The 19,030-nt window shown below is 65.4% G+C and carries 16 protein-coding genes; 4 read left to right on the top strand and 12 right to left on the bottom strand.

Features of this window, described 5'->3' with window-relative positions; genetic code table 11:
- Nucleotides 1-76: 76 nt before the first annotated feature.
- From V7D81_RS03680 to V7D81_RS03655, 6 genes are all read right to left on the bottom strand, one after another.
- The gene (locus tag V7D81_RS03680; RefSeq protein ID WP_324314567.1) at nucleotides 77-772 is read right to left on the bottom strand and encodes a TetR/AcrR family transcriptional regulator; all 696 of its coding nucleotides are present in this window, start codon (nucleotides 770-772) and stop codon (nucleotides 77-79) included.
- A 210-nt stretch (nucleotides 773-982) separates the two neighbouring features.
- On the bottom strand, nucleotides 983-2,659 hold the full coding sequence (locus V7D81_RS03675; RefSeq protein WP_324314566.1) for a class I adenylate-forming enzyme family protein: 1,677 nt from the start codon (nucleotides 2,657-2,659) through the stop codon (nucleotides 983-985).
- A 131-nt stretch (nucleotides 2,660-2,790) separates the two neighbouring features.
- Nucleotides 2,791-3,423, bottom strand: coding sequence for a carboxymuconolactone decarboxylase family protein (locus tag V7D81_RS03670; RefSeq protein ID WP_324314564.1), 633 nt, complete (start codon nucleotides 3,421-3,423; stop codon nucleotides 2,791-2,793).
- A 14-nt stretch (nucleotides 3,424-3,437) separates the two neighbouring features.
- Nucleotides 3,438-4,841: an aromatic ring-hydroxylating oxygenase subunit alpha gene (locus tag V7D81_RS03665; protein WP_324314562.1), complete on the bottom strand. Its 1,404-nt coding sequence runs from the start codon at nucleotides 4,839-4,841 to the stop codon at nucleotides 3,438-3,440.
- Nucleotides 4,842-4,895: 54 nt separating this feature from the next.
- Nucleotides 4,896-5,669: an SDR family NAD(P)-dependent oxidoreductase gene (locus tag V7D81_RS03660; RefSeq protein ID WP_324314561.1), complete on the bottom strand. Its 774-nt coding sequence runs from the start codon at nucleotides 5,667-5,669 to the stop codon at nucleotides 4,896-4,898.
- A 1-nt stretch (nucleotide 5,670) separates the two neighbouring features.
- Nucleotides 5,671-6,591, bottom strand: coding sequence for an acyl-CoA dehydrogenase family protein (locus V7D81_RS03655; RefSeq protein ID WP_324314623.1), 921 nt, complete (start codon nucleotides 6,589-6,591; stop codon nucleotides 5,671-5,673).
- Between the two features lie 347 nt (nucleotides 6,592-6,938).
- On the opposite strand from V7D81_RS03655, the gene V7D81_RS03650 reads away from it, so the two are divergent.
- Nucleotides 6,939-8,576 (top strand): AMP-binding protein, encoded by a 1,638-nt coding sequence (locus V7D81_RS03650; protein ID WP_324314559.1) that lies wholly within the window; start codon nucleotides 6,939-6,941, stop codon nucleotides 8,574-8,576.
- 151 nt (nucleotides 8,577-8,727) lie between these two features.
- A complete protein-coding gene (locus tag V7D81_RS03645) occupies nucleotides 8,728-9,855 on the top strand; it encodes an acyl-CoA dehydrogenase family protein (RefSeq protein WP_324314558.1) in 1,128 nt (375 codons plus the stop codon).
- 112 nt (nucleotides 9,856-9,967) lie between these two features.
- Here V7D81_RS03645 and V7D81_RS03640 read toward each other — a convergent pair whose 3' ends face one another.
- The 4 genes from V7D81_RS03640 to V7D81_RS03625 form a co-directional block, all read right to left on the bottom strand.
- The gene (locus V7D81_RS03640) at nucleotides 9,968-11,008 is read right to left on the bottom strand and encodes an NAD(P)H-dependent amine dehydrogenase family protein (RefSeq protein ID WP_324314556.1); all 1,041 of its coding nucleotides are present in this window, start codon (nucleotides 11,006-11,008) and stop codon (nucleotides 9,968-9,970) included.
- Between the two features lie 125 nt (nucleotides 11,009-11,133).
- On the bottom strand, nucleotides 11,134-11,319 hold the full coding sequence (locus tag V7D81_RS03635; protein WP_324314554.1) for a hypothetical protein: 186 nt from the start codon (nucleotides 11,317-11,319) through the stop codon (nucleotides 11,134-11,136).
- 121 nt (nucleotides 11,320-11,440) lie between these two features.
- Complete coding sequence (locus V7D81_RS03630; protein ID WP_324314552.1) at nucleotides 11,441-12,352, bottom strand: acyl-CoA dehydrogenase family protein; 912 nt, start codon at nucleotides 12,350-12,352, stop codon at nucleotides 11,441-11,443.
- Entirely contained in the window at nucleotides 12,352-13,488 is a 1,137-nt protein-coding gene (locus V7D81_RS03625) for an acyl-CoA dehydrogenase family protein (RefSeq protein WP_324314551.1), read from the bottom strand. The genes V7D81_RS03630 and V7D81_RS03625 overlap by 1 nt, the downstream gene beginning before the upstream one ends.
- A 232-nt stretch (nucleotides 13,489-13,720) precedes the next feature.
- Here V7D81_RS03625 and V7D81_RS03620 point away from each other — a divergent pair, with 232 nt between their 5' ends.
- A complete protein-coding gene (locus tag V7D81_RS03620; protein WP_324314550.1) occupies nucleotides 13,721-14,812 on the top strand; it encodes an AraC family transcriptional regulator in 1,092 nt (363 codons plus the stop codon).
- A gap of 299 nt (nucleotides 14,813-15,111) precedes the next feature.
- Here the strand turns inward: V7D81_RS03620 and V7D81_RS03615 are convergent, their stop codons facing one another.
- Together V7D81_RS03615 and V7D81_RS03610 are read right to left on the bottom strand one after the other, a co-directional pair.
- The gene (locus V7D81_RS03615) at nucleotides 15,112-16,164 is read right to left on the bottom strand and encodes an AraC family transcriptional regulator (protein WP_324314548.1); all 1,053 of its coding nucleotides are present in this window, start codon (nucleotides 16,162-16,164) and stop codon (nucleotides 15,112-15,114) included.
- A 300-nt stretch (nucleotides 16,165-16,464) separates the two neighbouring features.
- Complete coding sequence (locus V7D81_RS03610) at nucleotides 16,465-17,250, bottom strand: GntR family transcriptional regulator (protein WP_324314547.1); 786 nt, start codon at nucleotides 17,248-17,250, stop codon at nucleotides 16,465-16,467.
- A gap of 122 nt (nucleotides 17,251-17,372) precedes the next feature.
- Here V7D81_RS03610 and V7D81_RS03605 point away from each other — a divergent pair, with 122 nt between their 5' ends.
- Complete coding sequence (locus tag V7D81_RS03605) at nucleotides 17,373-18,965, top strand: SMP-30/gluconolactonase/LRE family protein (protein ID WP_324314546.1); 1,593 nt, start codon at nucleotides 17,373-17,375, stop codon at nucleotides 18,963-18,965.
- Nucleotides 18,966-19,030 lie beyond the last annotated feature (65 nt).

Below are 19,030 nucleotides of genomic sequence, written 5' to 3'. Positions count from 1 at the left end.
TTTCTTCTCTGAATTTCTTCTCTGAATTTTTGCGTTCCATGCGTTCTTTGCGGTTACTCCTTGTCCCGCTCCGAAATCAGCTCAACGCCGGCCGCTGCTCCTCGGGCTGGCTCACCCGCGCCGCGAGCGCTGCGAATTTCTCGGGACGCAGCGTGCCATGCAGCGTCAGGCGCACGATCTCGCGCGTGAATCGTTCGGTCATTTCCTGGCGTTCCTTCGCCGTGCGGGCGTGGGCGCGGACCCACACGGGCCACAGGAAGGTGCCGGCGAGCATGACGATCGAATGCACGTCGACGTCGATGCCGGGCTGGGCTTCGTCCGATTCGGCGAAGCGCTCCATCATGGTCCGGTAGGTGCGCCAGAACTTGTCGTTGGCCGGCTGGCGCGAATTCAGCAGCTCGTAGAGCCAGACGCGGCCCAGCTCCGGGTTGCGCATCGCAAATTCAGCGAGTTGTCCGATCACTGCTTCCACATTGACCGCCTCTGCCGCCCGATGACTGGCAAGTATGATGTTGTCGAGCACCGCATCGTGCAGGGTTTCGCTGACCCAGCGGGTCGCCGCATCGATGAGCTGTTCCCGCGTCTGGAAATGGTGATACGCGGTGCCGCGGTTCACGCCGGCGTGACGCGCAACTTCTGCGACGCTCAATCCTTCCGCCCCATCGCGCGACATCAGTTCGCGCGCCGACTTCAGAATGAGTTCGCGGGTCGCCTCCGGATCCCGCCGTCCCGCCGTCTGCGACTTTGCATTCCTGGGAGTTCGCTGCGCCATGATCTCGCGTTCGCAAGGACGTTGTCGCCCGCGGTCAATGTACGTGTCGCAATGAGCCTGAACGCGCAGTCGACGATGACTGCACCTGTCAGATCTGCTGCCGGTCGGGTTTCGGCCCAATGGAACTGACTTCAGGATTTGCTCTGCCTGTGGGGCCGGCTTTAGCCGGCCTTCAAGAGTCAGGCTAAAGCCTGACCCACAGGAAGAATGTCAGCCGGCCAGCCGCTTTGCCGCCAGTTCCCGCAGCGGCGCCGTCTTGACCTTGTTCGACGACGTCAGCGCGACGTCCGACTCGTCGATGAACACCACGCGGCGCGGCACCTTGTAGCTCGACAGCTGTTTCGCGGCGAAGGCGATCACCGACTTTTCATCGAGCGTGGCGCCCTCCTCCGGCACCACGCAGGCGACGACCAGTTCTCCCAATGTGTCGTGCGGCACGCCGACCGTCGCAACGACCTTGACGCCGGGCAGCGTGCGCAGCACGGCATCGATCTCCAGCGGCGACACATTGGCGCCACCCGTCTTGATGATGTCGTTCAACCGGCCATGCCAGTGCAGGCAACCCTGGTCGTCGATGAAGCCGCCGTCGCCGGTGCGGAAGAAGCCCTCCGGATCGAACGTGTCTTCGGCGGGCACGCGCAGGTAGCCGAGCATCAGGGTCGGCCCCTTCACGCAGATCTCGCCGGCTTCATTGCGGCCCAGCACCCGGCCCGTCAGCGGATCGATGATGCGGAACGTGTTCTCGTGCAGCGGGAAGCCATGGTTGCCGGCACTGACTTCCTTCGGCGTGCCGCTGTAATGAGCGGAACTGAGCGTGAACGTTTCCGTGTTGCCGTAGGCGGACCATGGCTCGTCCCAGTCCGTCTTCACCGTCGGATGCGTGCGCAATGCCGAACTCTCGCCGACGTAGTGCAGCGAACTCAGATCGGTCGTCGCATACGAAGACTCTTCGACGAGGCGCGCCCATTGATGCGGCCAGGCCGCGGGATAGGTGACGCGCTCGCTCTGCATGAGCTGCAGCGCTTCGGCCGGATCGAAGAAGCGCTGCAGCACCAGACACCCGCCGGCGGCGAGCGTCGATCCCAGCACCTGCGCGAAGTTGCCCGACCAGAAGAAGCCGTTCGCCGCCCAGCTGCGCACTTGAGGATCGGTCGCCAGGATGGCGCGCCAGCGCCAGCACTGGATGGCCGCCGCGCGATGCGACTGCAGCACGGCCTTCGGCCGGGCCGTCGAGCCGGACGAGAACATGACCAGCGCCCGATCCGTCGGCGCGACTTCGGCATCGATGGCATCGACGATCGCTGCCGGTGCCTTGCGCTCGCCGCGCACGAAGTCGTGCCACGACTCGAATGCGCCCTGCGGCGCCGGCGCATCGTCGATGCAGACGGCGCGGCGCAGGAACGGCAGGCGCGGCGAGAGTGCTGCGTCCTTCGCAGTCGCGATCTGCGGGCACAGTTCGACGAGCTCGGCGGCGAAATCGCGGTTCAGGATCGAGCGTTCGAAAATCAGGATCGAGACATCGCCCAGGCGCAGCATGTAGTCGAGTTCGCCCGTCTTCGCGAACGTGCTGAGCGCGACACAGGTGCCGCCCGCCAGCGCGATGCCGAACGTCGCAATCACCCATTCAGGACGATTGGTCGCCAGCAGGCCGACGCGCGTTTCCTTGGCGACGCCGCGCGCCACCAGCGCCTGCGCCACCGCGAAGGCTTCGTCGTACATCTGCCGATAGGTGTAGCGCACGACGGGCTTGCCGCCGGGCGGGTGGAACGCCATCGCTTCCCTGCCGCCGTTGCGACGGCACACTTCGCGAAAGAATCCGCCCAGCGTGAGCGGGCCGAAGATCGGGTCGTCGGCCAGCGGCGGGCCCTTGATCGTGGAATCAGTCATGAGTCGCAACCTGTTCGAGTGGGCCGGCCTTGATTTGCTCCGGCTGTGGGGCCGGCTTTGATTTGCTCCGGCTGTAGGGCCGGCTTCAGCCGGCTTCAAGAGTCAGGCTGAAGCCTGACCTACAGCCTGACCTACAGCCTGACCTGCATCCGCGCGCGCATCTCGGGACTCAGCGTCTCCACGCCTGCTTCGAGCTGCGCGCCGAACGTCCTGAACACCATCGCCAGCAGGTCGTAGCAGCCGACGCAGAACACCAGGTCCATGAGCTGATCGCGATTGAACTGCGTCGACAGGCGCGTCCAGGTCGCATCCTGGATGCAGGCGTGTGCGTGCAGTTCATCGACGGCGCGCACCAGGTCGGCGTCGATCGGATCGGCCCAGCCCGGCGCGTCGGGACCGCGGGAAATACGATCGATGTCTTCGTCCGTCAGGCCGGCACGACGCCCGAGCACGACGTGCTGGATGAACTCGTACTCCGCCTTGCGCAGCCAGCTGGTGCGCAGGATGAGGATCTCGCGCACGCGCCGCGACAGCGTGCTGCCGGTGGCGACGTGATTGTTGAACGTCAGAAACGCCTTCGACAGCGCCGGGTAGTGCAGCGTGAGGCCGAGCCCGTGCATGCCGCGCACGCCGTGACCGCCGGCCTTCCAGCCATTCAGCACGAAGTCGCGGGCGCTGGGGAACGCGCCCAGCGCATCCATGACGGCATCGTTCCAGTCGGACGGCAGCAGCGGCGCGATGCGCGGTTTGATTTCGTCGGGCATGAAGCGCGGATCGACTATTCGGCCTGCAGATAGCGATCGAGTTCCTGATGCATGTTCAGGATGATCTTCTCCTGCTCGTTCGCGAGCCAGGTCTGGCGCATGCCCTTCGAATGCAGGCCCTTCTGCATGCGCGGGATGTTGCCCAGGTCCTGACGCGGAATGAGCAGCACCTGTTCGGGATCGTGGATGTCCGTCACCGTCTGCACGACCGCGCGCGGCACCTTCTCTGCGGCCGGATAGGTCTTGGTCGACATGATCTCGAAGATGCACCTGTCCGGATCGTTACCGTCGGGGCGCACGCGATAGATCATGCAGTTGCCGCCCTGCGGCAGCAGCATGAGATTCGGGAAGACGAAGATTTCGCCGCCCCACATGCCGAGTACTTCGGGAATGGGTTTCGGCATCGGACGATTGCTGGCGGCCGCGTCGGCGTACAGCGCCTTGATGTATTCGCCGCCCAGGCTCGACCCTTCGGGAATCGGCTTGCCCTTCAACGAACGCACGATGTTCACGTCCTGCATGAGCACCTGCGCATCCATGCCGTCCGCCAGCAGTTGCAGCCGGTTCGCCATGAGGTCGACGGGATCGCCGTCGCCGAGCCGTTTCACGGCACCCGACATCGGCGTCGCCTTGCCGTAGAAGCGACCGTGGCCCCTGGCGTAGGCATCGTAGAAGACATTCTTGTGCGCGTACTGGATCGTGCTCTCGTCGCGATCGCCCCAGATCACTTCGGCGCCCGCCTTCTCCAGCTGCGGATGCGTGGCGGGAACGTGATAGCCCTCGAAGAAGGCTTCCTGCGCCACTTTCCAGTTGGCCGGCACCGGAATCGCCTTCCACCAGTAGTTGCGCATGAGCTCGATGCCGAGGATCTCGAGCCAGTTGCGCACGGGCGCGATGTAGTCGTCGAACGGCTCCGGGTTCTTCGACAGATTGATCCACACGAAACCCGCGAACACGACGGAATGCACCTGGCGCAGCGCCACGTCCTTGTCCTGCAGCTGGCCGTCGCGGAATTCCTGGCGTTCCAGCACGTACTTGTTGTTGCCGTGCAGATCCCAGCGCCAGCCGTGGAACGGGCAGATGATGCGCTGGTGTTGGAACGTGCCGCAGCCCTCGGACAGTGCCGTGCCGCGGTGCGGGCAGAAATTGAAATACGCCTTGACCGTCGCTTCATCGGCGCGCACCAGCATCACGGACTGATCGCCGATGGTGTAAGTGGTGTAGTCGCCGACTTCCGGAATCTCGTCGAGCCGCGCGGCGGGCTGCCAGACGCGATTCCACAGCTTCTCGTATTCGAGTCTGACGAATTCGGGATCGGTATAGCGACCGACGCTGATGCCGTGCGGCCTGGTCGTCCAGCTCGGCGGCCAGTCGGCGCCGCCGGACTCGGATTTCTTGGTGAACGGTGCAACGCTCATGGGGATCTCCACCTGACAGTTCGCCGGCCTTCGTTCACAGCGCGGCAATGCAGTTCAGCGCGGCGTCCAGGTGGACGTCAACGCGAAGTCGGACAGGTACTTGGTCGAACTCCAGCCGCCGTCGACGACGATGGTCTGGCCATTGATGAAACTGCCGCCGGGCGAGCACAGGAAGGCGATCGTGCTGGCGATGTCTTCGACCGTGCCCAGGCGGGTGTTCGGCGTCATCTCCACGTTGATGCGCTTGAACAGCGGATCGTCGAGCCGGCCTTCGGTCATCGGCGTCACCGTCACGCCGGGCGCGACGGCATTGCAGCGAATGCCCTGCGCGCCGTACTGACACGCCATGTGCAGCGTGAGCGCCTGCAATCCGCCCTTCGCCGCGGAGTAGGCACCGCCGCGACGACCGCCGATCACCGCAAAGGTCGACGTGACATTGATGATCGCCGAGCCCGGGTTCATGTGCCGGATGACGTCGCGCGCCAGACGGAACGGCGCACGCAGCATCAGGTTCAGGAAGTAGTCCAGCATCTCATCGTCGGTTTCGTGCAGCGGCTTCGGGCTGCCGACGCCGGCATTGTTGATCAGGAAATCGATGCGTCCGTAGCGCGACAGCGCAAAGTCCACGATCTGTTGCGGCGCTGCGTCGGCCGTGAGATCGACGGCCAGCGTCGCGATGCGCTGCGGATCGCCGATCGCCTTTTCCAGTCCGGCGAGTTTGTTCGCATCGCGGCCCGTGGCGACGATCGCCATGCCGGCCCCGGCCAGCTTGACCGCGGTGCCGAAGCCGATGCCGCTGCTCGCACCCGTGACGATGGCCACCTGCATGTCAGCCGCCCACCCTGACGTTCGCGACGCGCTCGTTGGCGGCGTCGAGTCCGCCGGCGATGGTCATCACCAGTTGCGCGCGCTTCAGGAACAGATGCGGATCGGCCTCGTCGCTGAATCCCATGCCGCCGTGAATCTGGATGTTCTTCGCCGCATTGCCGAGCGCCGCTGAACCGGCGACGAACAACGCGCTTTCCACCTGCAATGCCGCATCCTCGCGCTGTTCGTCGACCGCGACGGCGGCGAAGCTCGTCTGATCGCGCGCACAGCGCGCCGCGATGGCCATGTTGGCGCAGTGATGCTTGACGGCCTGGAAGGTGCCGATCGGCCAGCCGAACTGTTCGCGCATGCCGGCGTACGCGACGCTCATGTCGAGCGTGGCCTCGGCGATGCCGGCCAGCACGGCCGCATCGATGAGCCGCAGACGCAGCAGCTGCGCCGCGCCGAAGCGTGCGAGCGGTTCGCCGAGGCTGGCCACCGTACGCAGGTTCGCGAGCCAGAGTCGATGATCGACCTGCATGGGCGTCGCGTCGTTCAGTTCGTGCAAGGCCGCGCCCGTCCCGTCGCGCACGAGCATGAGATCGGTCGCAGGATCGTCGACGACGATGATGCGATCGCCGCGACGATAGGCGGCCGCCACCTTGCGGCTGCCCAGATCGATCGGGCCCTCCCTGGCGAGCGCATGCGTCGCACCGATGGTGGCGAGCACGGCGGGTGCAGCGAGGCGACGCCCGAGACCCATGACGATCAGGGATTCTTCGGCCGCACCGAGACCGCTGCCGCCGCGTTCCTCGCTGACGCCGATTCCGAACATCCCGATCTCCTCGAGATTCGACCAGGTCTGGACATCTTCGACGACCGACTCGTGCAGGCGGGACACCGGCAACAACGTCGCGAGCGACTCATCCATCGTGTCGGCCAGCGCGATCTGCTCGGCGCCGGGATGGTAGCGAGACTCAGCCTCCCCTCTTCACCGCCTCTTCTGGAACCTGTCGCACGCTAGCGCCCTCGGCTGGCGCCGTATTGATCGCCACGGACGGCCGTTTAACCCCGTGCGACAGCTTCGTCGCAACGCGACGATGCCGCATCGGCAGGCCGCGCGGCGCGGTGACAAACCACGCCCAAGTCTGTACCGTTCGCGCGCCGGATTTTTGCGCGCGCCTCGCGAGGATACTTGCCCGAAGCGTTTGCGCAATGCGTATGCCGCAATGGCATGGCTGGCGCGCGGCAGATCGTCCGCGCCTGGATTCGTCTGACTGGGCCGTACGCATGTCGAGCAACACCCCGCAGGGCCGCAAACTCATCGCCGGACGCGCCATTCGCTGGAACGAGGCACGCGCATCGCTCGCGTACGAGCGCGGCCTGTGGATCCGGCGCACGATCGCCGACTCCCTGCGCGAGGCGGCGCAGCACACGCCCGAACGCATCGTGCTCGTCGACGGCGACGTGCACATGAACTGCCGCACGCTCTACGCGCAGGCGAACACGATGGCGCAGGCGATGCTGTCACGTACGCCGGCCGGCAGCGTCGTTTCCTTCCTGCTGCCCAACTGGCACGAAGCGGCCGTCATCTACATGGCGAGCACGCTGGCCGGCATGATCGTCAATCCCATCCTGCCGTCGATGCGCGACCGCGAACTGCAGTTCATCCTCGAAGATGCGAACACGCGGCTGGTGTTCGTGCCCGCGATCTTCCGCAGGCAGGACTACACGGCGATGCTGAGTCGCGTCTGCGCGCAGCTGGCCTCGCCGCCGGAAGTCGTCGTGTTGCGCGGCGACGATACGCGGGGACACACGCCGTATGAATCGCTGCTGCAGCCGCTCGATCCTGCGCGCGAACTGCCTGCACTGAATCCCGATGCGGTGCGCATGATCATGTACACCTCGGGCACCACCGGTCGTTCGAAGGGCGTGCTGCACACCCACAACACGCTGCACGCATTGATCTCGCAGATCCGCGAACACTGGCTGGTCGAACCGGGCGACAAGTTCCTGGTGCCCTCGCCCATCAGTCACATCGGCGGTTCCATCTATGCATTCGAGACGCCGCTGCTCGGCGGCACGACCGCGGTGCTGATGGAAACGTGGAATGCCGATGAAGCCGTGAAGCTCATCGATGCCGAGAAGTGCACGCACATGGCCGGTGCCACGCCCTTCCTGCAGCAGATACTCGCCGCGGCACGCGCGGCCGGCACGCGGCTGCCGAGTCTCAAGCTGTTCGTGTGCGGCGGCGCCTCCGTACCGCCCGCGCTGATCCGCGATGCCGCCGGCTACTTCGACCGCGCCGTGGTCACGCGCGTCTACGGCTCGACCGAAGTGCCCATCACCACGGTCGGCGCCACGCGTCGCGACGAAGCCCGCTACGGCGCCGACACCGACGGCCGCACTGGCCTCGCCGACATCAAGCTGGTCGATCACAACAATGCGGCCGCCGCCGGCGAAGGCGAGATCTGCGCCCGCGGTCCGCAGATGCTGGTCGGCTATCTGCATCCCGAAGACGACATCCCGGCGTTCGATGCCGAAGGCTACTTCCGCACCGGCGATCTGGCGCGCCGGGTCGACGAGCACTACGTCGTCGTCACCGGCCGCGCCAAGGACATCATCATCCGCAACGGCGAAAACATTTCGCCGAAGGAAGTCGAAGACATCCTCGTCGGGCATCCGCACATCGCGGAGATCGCGATCGTCGGCGTGCCCGATCCGCGCACCGGCGAACGCGCGTGTGCCGTGATCGTGCCGAAGCAGCACCCCGGACCGGATGTCGCGAGCCTCGGCGCCTTCCTCGACGAACACCGCGTCGCGAAGTTCAAGATTCCCGAGCAGGTCGTGCTGGTGGAGTCGCTGCCGAAGAACGATGCGGGCAAGGTGCTCAAGCATCAGCTGCGCGCGACGTTGTCGGGGAAGTAAGAGAAGAGTTGAAGAGAATGGCCGCAAAAAGGCGCAAAGATCACAAGGTCGGAATCAGAGAGGTCTCCTGTTCTTACTTTGAGACCTTTGCGCCTTTTTGCGGCCATTCTCCGATTTCCGGCCATTCTTCCGGCTCCTGGATCCAAACGCGATGACCCAAGCACTCTCCGAATTCCGACGCGCCGCCCGCGCATGGCTGGAAGCGAACGTACCGAAGCAGCCGTCGCCCGAAGACGGCCCCGAGTCGCGCGAGTACGTGCTCGCCTGGCAGCGCAAGCAGGCCGCAGGCGGCTGGGCCGGCATTGCGTGGCCGAAGGAAGTCGGCGGACGCGGCCTGTCGGTGCTCGAACAGATCATCTGGTTCGAGGAATACGCACGCGCCGGCGCACCCTCGCCGCTCAATGCCTCCTTCGTCGGACTGAATCACGCTGGTCCGACGCTGATCGCCTGCGGCACGCCCGAACAGAAACAGTTCCATCTGCCGAAGATCCTGGGCGGCGAAGTGATCTGGTGCCAGGGTTTCTCCGAACCCGGCTCGGGTTCGGACCTCGGCAGCCTGCGCACGCGCGGACGCGTCGAAGGCGATGAACTCGTCATCGACGGCCACAAGATCTGGTCGAGCTTCGCCGACGTCGGCGACTACCAGGAACTGCTGATCCGCACCGATCCGCAGGCGAAAACCTCGGCGGCATTGTCGTGGGTGATCTGCCCGATGAACACGCCGGGCATCACCGTGCGCCCGATCCGCACCATGGCCGGCCCGCACAAGTTCTGCGAGGTGTTCTACGAGAACGTGCGCGTGCCGCTGAGCAACGTCGTCGGCGGACTCAACAACGGCTGGGCCACTGCGATGTCGACGCTCAGTTTCGAGCGCGGCACGGCGTCGCTCGCGCTGCTGCTCACGCACCTCAATCACGTCGAACTGCTGCTCGCCGCCTGTCCGCCCGAACGCGTCGATCTGCGGCTGCGCCTCGGCCGGCTGCGCGCCGAAGGCGCGTCGATTCGCGCTTCGACGTATCGCTTCGCACTGGATTCCGAGAATTCCGTGCCTGACGCCTCAGGCTCGATCATGCGTCTCGCCTTCGCCGAGTTCGCGCAGAAGGTCACGGCCGCGGCGATCGATCTGCACGGCATCGATGCGCCGGAAGTCGTCGCGCCGATGGGCATCGGGCACGACTATCTCGATGCGTTCTCGGAAACGATCGCCGGCGGCACGGCGGAGATCCAGCGCAACATCATTGCCGAACGGGTGCTCGGACTGCCGAAGGGTCCGCGGTAGCCCTTCTTCCTGTGGGGCCGGCTTCAGCCGGCCTCTTCTTCTGTAGGTCAGGCTTCAGCCTGACTCTTCCAAGAGGCCGGCTGAAGCCGGTCCCACAGGGAAAAGATGTCCTTCAGCCGAGCTGCGTAATCACCTGCGGCAACTCCGCCGTCGTACGAATTCCCGCCGGCGCTTCGCACACCACGTGCACGGCGTTCACCGCTCGATGCGCCGTGAGTCCCGGCGTCATCGCCGCGTAGTCCTCCGGCGCGACCGGATACGTGATCGACACATCGAGCGGCACGTCGCCTTCGACCAGCACCCGCCAGCCGCTTTCGCGCAGCTTCCATGACGGCTGATCGACGTCGCGGCTGACGTACCAGTTCAGGCGCATCTGCAGCAGCGGCTGGCCGCCGCGCAGGCCGGAGATCGTGATGCGCTGTGCGCCGACGGTTCCTGCTTCGAGAATGCCCGCCGCAATCTGCGTGCGCTTCAGCACACAGCCGACCTCGCCCTGCACCGTCGTCTCCTCCAGCGGCAATCCGATTGCATTCGCGAGCGCCGCGAACGATTTCGCGAAACCTTCCTTGATGTGCGCGAGCATGTGTTCGTTGAAGGCCGCGGGCGGTTTGCCGAAGCCCATGATGTGAAAAATCATCTCGGGCGAATTGCGGCTGGACACATCCGCGAACTCGTCGATCGTCAGCCGATCCAGCCGGCGCTGCAGCGACAGCAGCACGATCGGCAATGCTTCGGTGCTGAAACCGGGACTGCTTCCCGTGCTGTGCAGCGACGCATTGCCGCGCCGGCACGCGTCTTCGATGCGCGCCCGCACCGCCGGATCGAGCAGTCCCGGCTCATGAAACTCGACCCGCGTCGTGACGACGTTGATGCCTGCGGCGAGCAGCTTGCACAGATCGTCGACGTTCGCGCCCTGCTGCATGTACAGCACGCAGTCCGGACCGCTCGCGATGATGTCGTCGATGGAATTCGTCGCCTTCACGCCGACCGGCGGCAGCCCGCACAACTCACCCGCATCGCGCCCGGCCTTGTCCTTCGAATGCACCCACAGCCCGACGAGCTGCAGGCGCGGATGCTCGATCACGGCCCGCAGCGACCTGGTGCCGATATTGCCCGTCGCCCACTGCGCCACTTTGCAAGTCTTCGCGCTCATTCATCCCCCGAGTTTCTTTGGAATGAGAGAAGGATTGGCCGCAAAAAGCGCAAAAGGCGCAAAGTTCGGATAAGAAATTCGAACTCTGATTTCTTTCCCTTTTGCGCTTTTTGCGCCTTTTGCGGCTATTCCTTCTTGTCGAACACGTACTTCGCCACCGCCTCCGCCTGGCCGTCCCGGCCGCCCAGTTCGGACAGCAGCAGTTTCAGACGAGCTTCATGCGCGGATGTTCGATCACGGCCCGCAGCGACCTGGTGCCGATATTGCCCGTCGCCCACTGCGCCACTTTGCAAGTCTTCGCGCTCATTCATCCCCCGAGTTTCTTTGGAATGAGAGAAGGATTGGCCGCAAAAAGCGCAAAAGGCGCAAAGTTCGGATAAGAAATTCGAACTCTGATTTCTTTCCCTTTTGCGCTTTTTGCGCCTTTTGCGGCTATTCCTTCTTGTCGAACACGTACTTCGCCACCGCCTCCGCCTGGCCGCCACGGCCGCCCAGTTCGGACAGCAGCAGTTTCAATCGGTAAGTCCACAGGTGCAGCGAGGCTTCGAGCGTCATGCCCATGGCGCCGAACATCTGGTGCACTTCGTACACGATGCGCGTGGCGCTTTCCTGGGCGTGCGACGCGGCGAGTGCGGCATCGCCTGCGTCGCCGGTGCCGGCGGCTTTCAATGCGAGCCAGCGCACGCCGCCGACGAGCACGGCGCATTCGGCCATGCGATGGCGCAGCGCCTGAAAGGTGCCGAGCGGGCGGCCGAACTGTTTGCGCAGCGTGAGATGTTCGACGGTCGAGTCGAGCGACGCCTTGAGCAGGCCGCTGGCTTCCGCGGCGAGCGCGACGCGTATCCACGTGCGTACGTTCGCTGCATCCGCATCCGACAGACGTTCGACATCGAGTGTGCGGGTGAGCCGGCCCATCGGATACGCGTAGATCGACTCGACGGGCTCCACTGCATCCACCGATGGATGCGCGATGCCGACGCTGTCGCCCTCGATCACCAGCACCGTCTTCGCCGTCGTCAGGAAGCGCGCAGGACGGCCGTTCTCGACGATGGTCAGCGGTCGCGGCACTTGGATCGACAGCTGCGGGCGCACCAGCATCGACAGCGCGAATTCGGAAGCGAACGGCAGGCGCGCCAGACGCTCGACGGCCAGCGCCGCGGCGAGCGGGCCGAGTTCGGGCACCTGCGCGATATCGAAATATCCGCCCTCGTCCAGTTCGCGTTCCAGGTCGTCGCCGACCAGTGCGAAGCCATGGAACTCGGTCGGCTTCTGCTGGAACTGCAGCGCGAGCTTGTCGATGGCCTCGACCAGCGATTCCTGATCGGGTGTCAGTCGGAAATCCATCAGCGCGGCTCCCGCGGCAGGCCGAGAAATTCGGTGGCGATCAGGTTGAGCTGGATCTCGGCGGCGCCGGAGGCGATGCCGGCAACGATCGCGCGCTGGTGATGCGCGAGCAGCAGCGGATCGGCGCCGGCCAGCGCTTCGGGCGCCTGCTCGACGACGAATTCGCCGACCAGCCGCTCCGCCATCACGGTGGCATAGCGTGCGACGCTCGCTTCCGGGCCGATGGTCAGTCCGTGGCGACGCTGGTCGACGATGCTGTAACTGTAGAAGCGCGCCGCTTCGCACGCCGCACGCGCACGCGCCGCCTGTTCGACGGCGCCGTGGCCGAAGCGTCCGGCCTTCTTCAGTCCATCGACAGCCCGATGCAGCATGCGCGAGGCGAGCGCGAAGCGCGGAATGCCGACGCGTTCGAGCGAGAGCGCCGTGCGCACGACCGACCAGCCCTTGCCCTCTTCGCCGAGCATCGCGCTCGCCGGTACGGGCACGTCATCGAAGAAGACTTCGTGGATGTCGCCTTCGCCGATCACGCTGGGAATCTGGCGCACCGTGATACCCGGCGTGTCCATCGGCAACAGGAAAATCGAAATGCCGTCGCGACCCGGCGAGGTGCGCGCGAGCAGGAAGCAGGTGTCGGCATCGCCGGCGTACGAGGTCCAGATCTTCTGGCCGTTGATGCGGTATTCGTCGCCGTGTTTTTCGGCGCGCGTGCGCAGCGAGGCGAGATCGGAGCCGGCCTCGGGTTCGGAGAAGCCCTGGCACCAGAGCGTTTCGCCGCGAGCCATCGGCGGGATGTAGCGCTGCTGCTGTTCTTCGGTGCCGCAGCGCATGAGCGTCGGGCCGATCCAGTTCACGTTCATGTACTGGCCGCCGCGCGGCTCGCCCGCCTCCCACATTTCCTCGGCGAGGATGAACGCGGTCCACGCATCGGCATCGCGGCCGCCCCAGCGTTCCGGCCAGTGCGGCACGAGCAAACCGGCCTGCGCGAGTCCGGCGCAGAATTTCTTCGAGAACGCAGTCTGCGACGGCGAGCCCGGCCCATGCGCCATCGCTTCCCAGTCGGGCGGCAGATGGGTCGCAAGAAATTCCCGCACGGTCGCGCGGAAAGCCTGCTGATCGACGTCCCAGGTGAAGTCCATCGGCGATGCTGCCTTGGTTGGCGGATTGAGCGGATCTGGCCGCGGAAGTTAGTCCGCGCGGCGCGGTGCAGTCTTGACGCAAGACGGCACGGCCGACGCGGGCGGCGACGATGATATTGCGTTGCGCAAATACCTCAACCGCGCTTCCCGGCAAAGCGGGCGTCAGCCATGTCCCGCGGTGTCGTCCTTTTTGATTGTCCGCGCACACCCGCGTGGCTATGCTCGCCCGGCCATGCCAACGCGCAAAGATGACAATGCAACCGATCCGGGAATGTCCGAAGGCACGGCCATGGTCCGTGTCGATTCCCTGCGCAAATTCACCGAAGTCGTGACCGGACTCGGCGGCGATCCGAACGCCCTGCTCGCGAAATTCCAGATCGATCCGGCGATCCTGAACAATCGCCATGCCGTGATTCCGTATCGCTCGCTGGTGCTGGTGCTGGAACGCGCCGCGACCGAACTGCGCTGCCCGGACTTCGGCATGCGGCTCGCCACCGCGCAGGGCGGCGCGAAGGTGCTGGGGCCGCTCGAATTCGCGATGAGCAATTCGCGCACGCTGCGCGAAGCCTTCCGCTACTGCGCGGATCACATCCAGGTCTACAGCACGGCGTCGCAGATGCATGCACGCACCGGCTACGCGCCGGGTGCGCTGTTTTTCCAGCTCGAGATCCTGCTCGGCCGGCTGCCGCCGCATCCGCAGGCCATCGAACGCGCGCTGCTGCTGACGCAGGACATCGCACTGACCATCAGCAAGGGCCGGGTCCGGGCACGCGAAGTGTGGATCGAGCACGAGGCGCTGTCGCCCATCGAGAAGTACCGCGAGTACTTCGGTACCGAGGTCCGTTGCGGCCAGAGCATGAGCGGACTGTTCTTCGCCGAAAGCGATCTGGATCTGCCGGTGCCGGACATCGACGCCCAGATCTACGAACTGAGCACGGATTTCATCGAGAACCGTTTTCCCTCGGCCGATGCGGTCCTCGGCCCGCGCGTGCGCACGATCGTCGAGCGGCTGCTGCTCGAAGGCGATTGCACCTACGGCAGCGTGGCCGCGATGCTCGGCATGCATCCGCGCACGCTGCAACGCCGGTTGCGGGCGGAAGGCAAGTCGGTCGAATCGATCAAGGACGGCGTACGGCGCGACATCGCGCTGCGTTATCTCAAGCACTCCACCGTGCCGCTGATCCGCGTCGCGAAGATGCTCGGGTATTCGGAAGCCTCGACGCTTTCGCGCAGCTGCTATCGCTGGTTCTCGCTGTCGCCGCGCCAGTTGCGCGCGGGCGCGACGCCGAAGGTCGAGGGCGATCAGTCGCAGGAAAGCGCTTGAAGAAGTGTTCTGCCTGTGGGGCCGGCTTCAGCCCAATGGCACTGCATTAAGCGCCGAAGGATTGAGATGAGGTCGAATCGAGCGTCCCTTCCTCCGCGTAGCGGGGGAAGGACAGGATGGGGGTGTCGAGTCAAGCAGCGCAGTTTGCGTTGATGCCCCCACCCTAACCCTCCCCCGCTTCGCGGAGGAGGGGATCAGACCAGAGGCGCGCAACGCAGAAAACCATTAATGCAGTGCCATTGGGCTGAAGCCGGCTTCTGAGGAGTCAGGCTAAAGCCTGACCTACAGGCAGAGATCCTCTAGTTAGTGCGGCTCAAGCCGCTGCGCAGTTCGCGCGGCGACGCATGGAACCAGCGCAGGCAGCTGCGCGACAGCACGGACGTTTCCGAGTAGCCGAGGATTTCCGTCACCCGCACCAGCGAGACATCGGGCTGCTGCAGGTAGCGCAGCGCCACGTCGCGGCGCACCGCGTCCTTGATGGCTTCGAACGATTCGCCCTCGTCGCGCAGGCGGCGCTGCAGCGTGCGCGGATGCAGTCCGAGGGCGGACGCAACGTGTTCCTGCGTGCAGTTACCTTCCACCAGCAGGCGCGCGATGTTGATGCGCACGCGCGTGCGCAGCGGCATGGCGGCGGTGGGGAAGCGGTTGTCGATGAAGCTCGTCGCCATTTCGTAGAGCTGCGGATCGGTGTCCGGCAGCGGCAGGTCGCAGTCCTGCTGATCGAACAGCAGACCGTTCATGCTCTGGCCGAAGCGCACCGTGGCATTGAAGGCGGCGCGATAGGTGGCGAGCGGCGCGAGCGGTTCGTGCGTGAACCAGACTTCGCGCGCGCGAGCCTGGCCCTTGCTGATGGCATGAATGCCGTGCTGGGTCAGGGCCAGCGCGTGCTCGACGGACTGGCGCTGGTGCAGGCCGCCGACCAGCATGATCTCGAACAGCATGAAGACGCGCGGATCGTCCGGCAGCTTCTCGAAACAGATCTGCGTGGCGCTGCTGTAGGCATTGAGATGCTCGGCACAGTAGCGATACGCATCGCCGAGCGTCGGCGAATTGCGCATCGCGACGTCGAGCGGTCCGAGTACCTTGGTGGCGCCCTGCGCCGCATGCAGTGCAGCGAGACGCAGGCCGAAGTCCGGACAGGCGAGCTGGGTCGCGGCAGTTTCCAGCAGCTGCACCATCTGCCGGTAAGGAATCTCTCCGCCCGTGCGATCGACGAGTGCAGCATCGATGCCGGCGCCGTCGATCAGCGCGAGCGGATCGCCACCGAGTTCCGTCACCAGTTCCTTGAAGCCGCGCAGCGAATCGGTACGCACCCGCGCCGTGTCATCGGCCAGGGACCGAGGCAGAATCATCGAGGGTGCGACATTCCTTTTGCGCACACCGGCACGATCGTGCTTCCCCCGCTTCATCATGTGCAAAACCCTCTCGTAGCCGATTCGCTCGTCCTGTGGGGCCGGCTTCAGCCGGCCGGGGAGGTCAGGCTGTGACCGAAGGAAATCCCGCGGGAAAGCCTGACCGACAAGGAGCAGCAGCAACGCGCGTTCGATACCTGCAACAACTCGTCCGGATGAATCCGGGCGGTGCGGCATGTTAGCCCCCTTCCCCCGGCCCGTGCCAATAGGCGGCGGCGAATCTCAGGGTTGCCCTGACGACTAGCCCTTTACGCGCCGCAGCGTCGTCGAATGGCGGAAGCGGGCGGCGGGATGGATGCTGACCGTCACCTGGGCGATCTGGCCGTCGGACGTCTTGTAGGAGCGCCGCACTTCGAGCGCTGCGGTTCCTGCAGCGACCTTGAGTCCCTGCGCCAGCGCCGGCGGCATGAGCGTGGCGCCGAATTCCTGATGCACTTCGACGACGCTCTGGCCGAACAGGTCTTCGATCAGCGGAAAGATCGGGCCGCTGTGGCGCGGCAGCAGCCGGCCGACCGCCGCGTAGTCCTGATGGATGAAGTACTCGGCCCAGCAGAACGGACAGTCGGCGCCTTCCGCATGTCCGTAGCCGCGCACGACCAGCCATTGCTGGCCCCGCGCCAGCCCGCTGCGCGCCGCGAGTTCGGCATCGATCTCCATCATCTGCATGGATTCGATGACGAAGCGCCGGCCGGCGGCCCACGAGACCAGATCGTTGATCGACATGACGTCCTGGGCATAGGCGCCCGGGGACTGTCGCGGCACGACGATCGTGCCCGCCCCCTGCCGCGACGCGACCAGGTGGTCGTCGCGCAAGCGCCGCAACGCCTCGCGCACCGTGTAGCGGCTCACGGAGAAACGGCGGCACAGATCGTCCTCCGTCGGCAGGAGCGAACCGACGGGAAACGTGCCGTCGACGATCTCCTTCTTCAGGGTGCGCGCCACCTGCAGGTAGAGCGGGTCTTCGTCCTGCGTATTCCGACGGCGTGACGTGCTCCTGGACGACTTCGATCGGGCTTTCGGCGACATGGCGCGAATTAAAGGTGCGCAGTTCAAATCTGTCCAGACAAATCATGGACGCCGCGGTTTATCCAGGACAGGGAAGTGCAGTACGGTATGCGCCCCGTTCAAGTCCGCGCAGGAGATTCCGGATGTCGTCCGACCACGGCCGCTATACCGCCGCAGCAACGAGCCGCTGTGCCGACGGGTGGACACTGCAACGCCTGACGCCGCCGAGCCGCCTGTTCGGCGCCAACGGTCTGCGCACCGGACCCGATGGCCGCATCTACGTGGCGCAGGTCTCCGGCAGCCAGATCACCGCGGTCGATCCGGACACGGGCGCCATCGAAGCGATCAGCCCCAAGGGCGGCGACATCGTCGCGCCCGACGATCTGGTGTTCGACGATCAAGGCAATCTCTACGCGACGGAAATCACCGAAGGACGCGTGAGCATGCGCGAGCCGAACGGCCGCACGCGCGTCATTCGCGGCGACATGCCGGTCGCCAATCCCATCGCCTTCCATCAGGGACGACTGATCGCCGGCGAATGCCGCGTCGGCGGACGCATCCTGGAACTGGATCGCAACGGCGGCGCGCCGCGCGTGATCCTCGACAACGTGCCGATGCCCAACGCCTTCGACGTCGGCCCGGACGGCAAGCTCTACATCCCGGTGATGGGCACGAATGAAATCTGGCGCGTCGGCCTCGAAGGCGGCACGCCGGAAAAAGTCGCCGACCATCTCGGCGTGCCGGATTCGGTGAAGTTCGATGCCGACGGCCAGATCGTGTCGACGCAGGTGCACAGCGGGCAGGTGTTACGCATCGATCCGCGCTCTGGCGTGCAGACGGTGCTGGCGAATCTCTCGCCCGGTCTCGACAACGTGACGTTCGTCGGCAGGCGCACGTTCGTTTCCAACATCTCCGGCCATGTCGTGGAACTCCTCGACGGCGGCAGGGCGAAAGATCTCGTACCGGATGGTTTCAACTGGCCGCTCGGCATCGCAATGGGAACTGACGGCGCGCTGTATGTCGCCGACGGTCCATTCTCGTACACGATCAGGCCGGGCCGGCAACGCGAGCGCGCGGGCTTCCTGTTTTCGCCGGGCTATCCTGGATATTCGCGCGGCGTTGCGGCTGCAGGGCCGGGGGAATTCGTCGTCACGACGGCGAACGGCGATGTCGCGCGCTACTGGCCGGCGAAGTCGGAAAGCCAGGTGATCGCGGGCGGCTTCGATCAGCTCTACGGCGTGGCGGCCTCCGCGAACGCAGTGGTGTTCGCCGAGCAAGGGACGGGCCGCGTGCTGTCGGCGCAGTCGGGCAATGTCGAAACGCTCGCCGCCGATCTGCAGCAGCCGTCGGGCGTCGCGATCGGCGCGGACGGCATCGTGTATGTGGCGGAGTCGGCGGGCGGTCGCATCGTGAAGCTCGGCGGCGGACGCGCCGAAAGCGTGCTCGACGGACTGAGACAGCCGCAGGGCCTCCTGGTGCGCAATGGCGTGCTGTATGTCATCGATGCAGGACTCAAGGAACTGATCGAGTACAACCTCGCGAGCGGCGAGCGGCGCACGCTCGTTGCCGATCTGCCCGTCGGCGCGCCTGCGGGCGTGACGCCGAAATTCCTCAAGGCGATCGGCAACCTGTCGGGACCGATGGGCCCGTTCGCGGGCATCGCGGCCGGCAGCGACGGCACGCTCTACGTTTCCGCGGACGCCGAAGGCAGCGTGCTCGTCGTAAAGCCGGCGTAAGGGGCAGACGCCTTCTGTTTCTTCCTGTGGGTCAGGCTTCAGCCTGACTTCTTCGCTCAACCCAT

It is taken from the genome of Povalibacter sp., assembly GCF_036735925.1.
Taxonomy (GTDB): Bacteria; Pseudomonadota; Gammaproteobacteria; order Steroidobacterales; family Steroidobacteraceae; genus Steroidobacter.
The sequence above is the reverse complement of the archived record's forward strand: the minus strand, read 5'-3'. Positions and strand labels throughout refer to the sequence as shown.

Coding starts and splice junctions, on each gene's coding strand:
- V7D81_RS03680 (WP_324314567.1), bottom strand. CDS start 772: ATGGCGCAGCGAACTCCCAGGAATGCAAAGTCGCAGACGGCGGGACGG.
- V7D81_RS03675 (WP_324314566.1), bottom strand. CDS start 2,659: ATGACTGATTCCACGATCAAGGGCCCGCCGCTGGCCGACGACCCGATC.
- V7D81_RS03670 (WP_324314564.1), bottom strand. CDS start 3,423: ATGCCCGACGAAATCAAACCGCGCATCGCGCCGCTGCTGCCGTCCGAC.
- V7D81_RS03665 (WP_324314562.1), bottom strand. CDS start 4,841: ATGAGCGTTGCACCGTTCACCAAGAAATCCGAGTCCGGCGGCGCCGAC.
- V7D81_RS03660 (WP_324314561.1), bottom strand. CDS start 5,669: ATGCAGGTGGCCATCGTCACGGGTGCGAGCAGCGGCATCGGCTTCGGC.
- V7D81_RS03650 (WP_324314559.1), top strand. CDS start 6,939: ATGTCGAGCAACACCCCGCAGGGCCGCAAACTCATCGCCGGACGCGCC.
- V7D81_RS03645 (WP_324314558.1), top strand. CDS start 8,728: ATGACCCAAGCACTCTCCGAATTCCGACGCGCCGCCCGCGCATGGCTG.
- V7D81_RS03640 (WP_324314556.1), bottom strand. CDS start 11,008: ATGAGCGCGAAGACTTGCAAAGTGGCGCAGTGGGCGACGGGCAATATC.
- V7D81_RS03635 (WP_324314554.1), bottom strand. CDS start 11,319: ATGAATGAGCGCGAAGACTTGCAAAGTGGCGCAGTGGGCGACGGGCAA.
- V7D81_RS03630 (WP_324314552.1), bottom strand. CDS start 12,352: ATGGATTTCCGACTGACACCCGATCAGGAATCGCTGGTCGAGGCCATC.
- V7D81_RS03625 (WP_324314551.1), bottom strand. CDS start 13,488: ATGGACTTCACCTGGGACGTCGATCAGCAGGCTTTCCGCGCGACCGTG.
- V7D81_RS03620 (WP_324314550.1), top strand. CDS start 13,721: ATGCCAACGCGCAAAGATGACAATGCAACCGATCCGGGAATGTCCGAA.
- V7D81_RS03615 (WP_324314548.1), bottom strand. CDS start 16,164: ATGATTCTGCCTCGGTCCCTGGCCGATGACACGGCGCGGGTGCGTACC.
- V7D81_RS03610 (WP_324314547.1), bottom strand. CDS start 17,250: ATGTCGCCGAAAGCCCGATCGAAGTCGTCCAGGAGCACGTCACGCCGT.
- V7D81_RS03605 (WP_324314546.1), top strand. CDS start 17,373: ATGTCGTCCGACCACGGCCGCTATACCGCCGCAGCAACGAGCCGCTGT.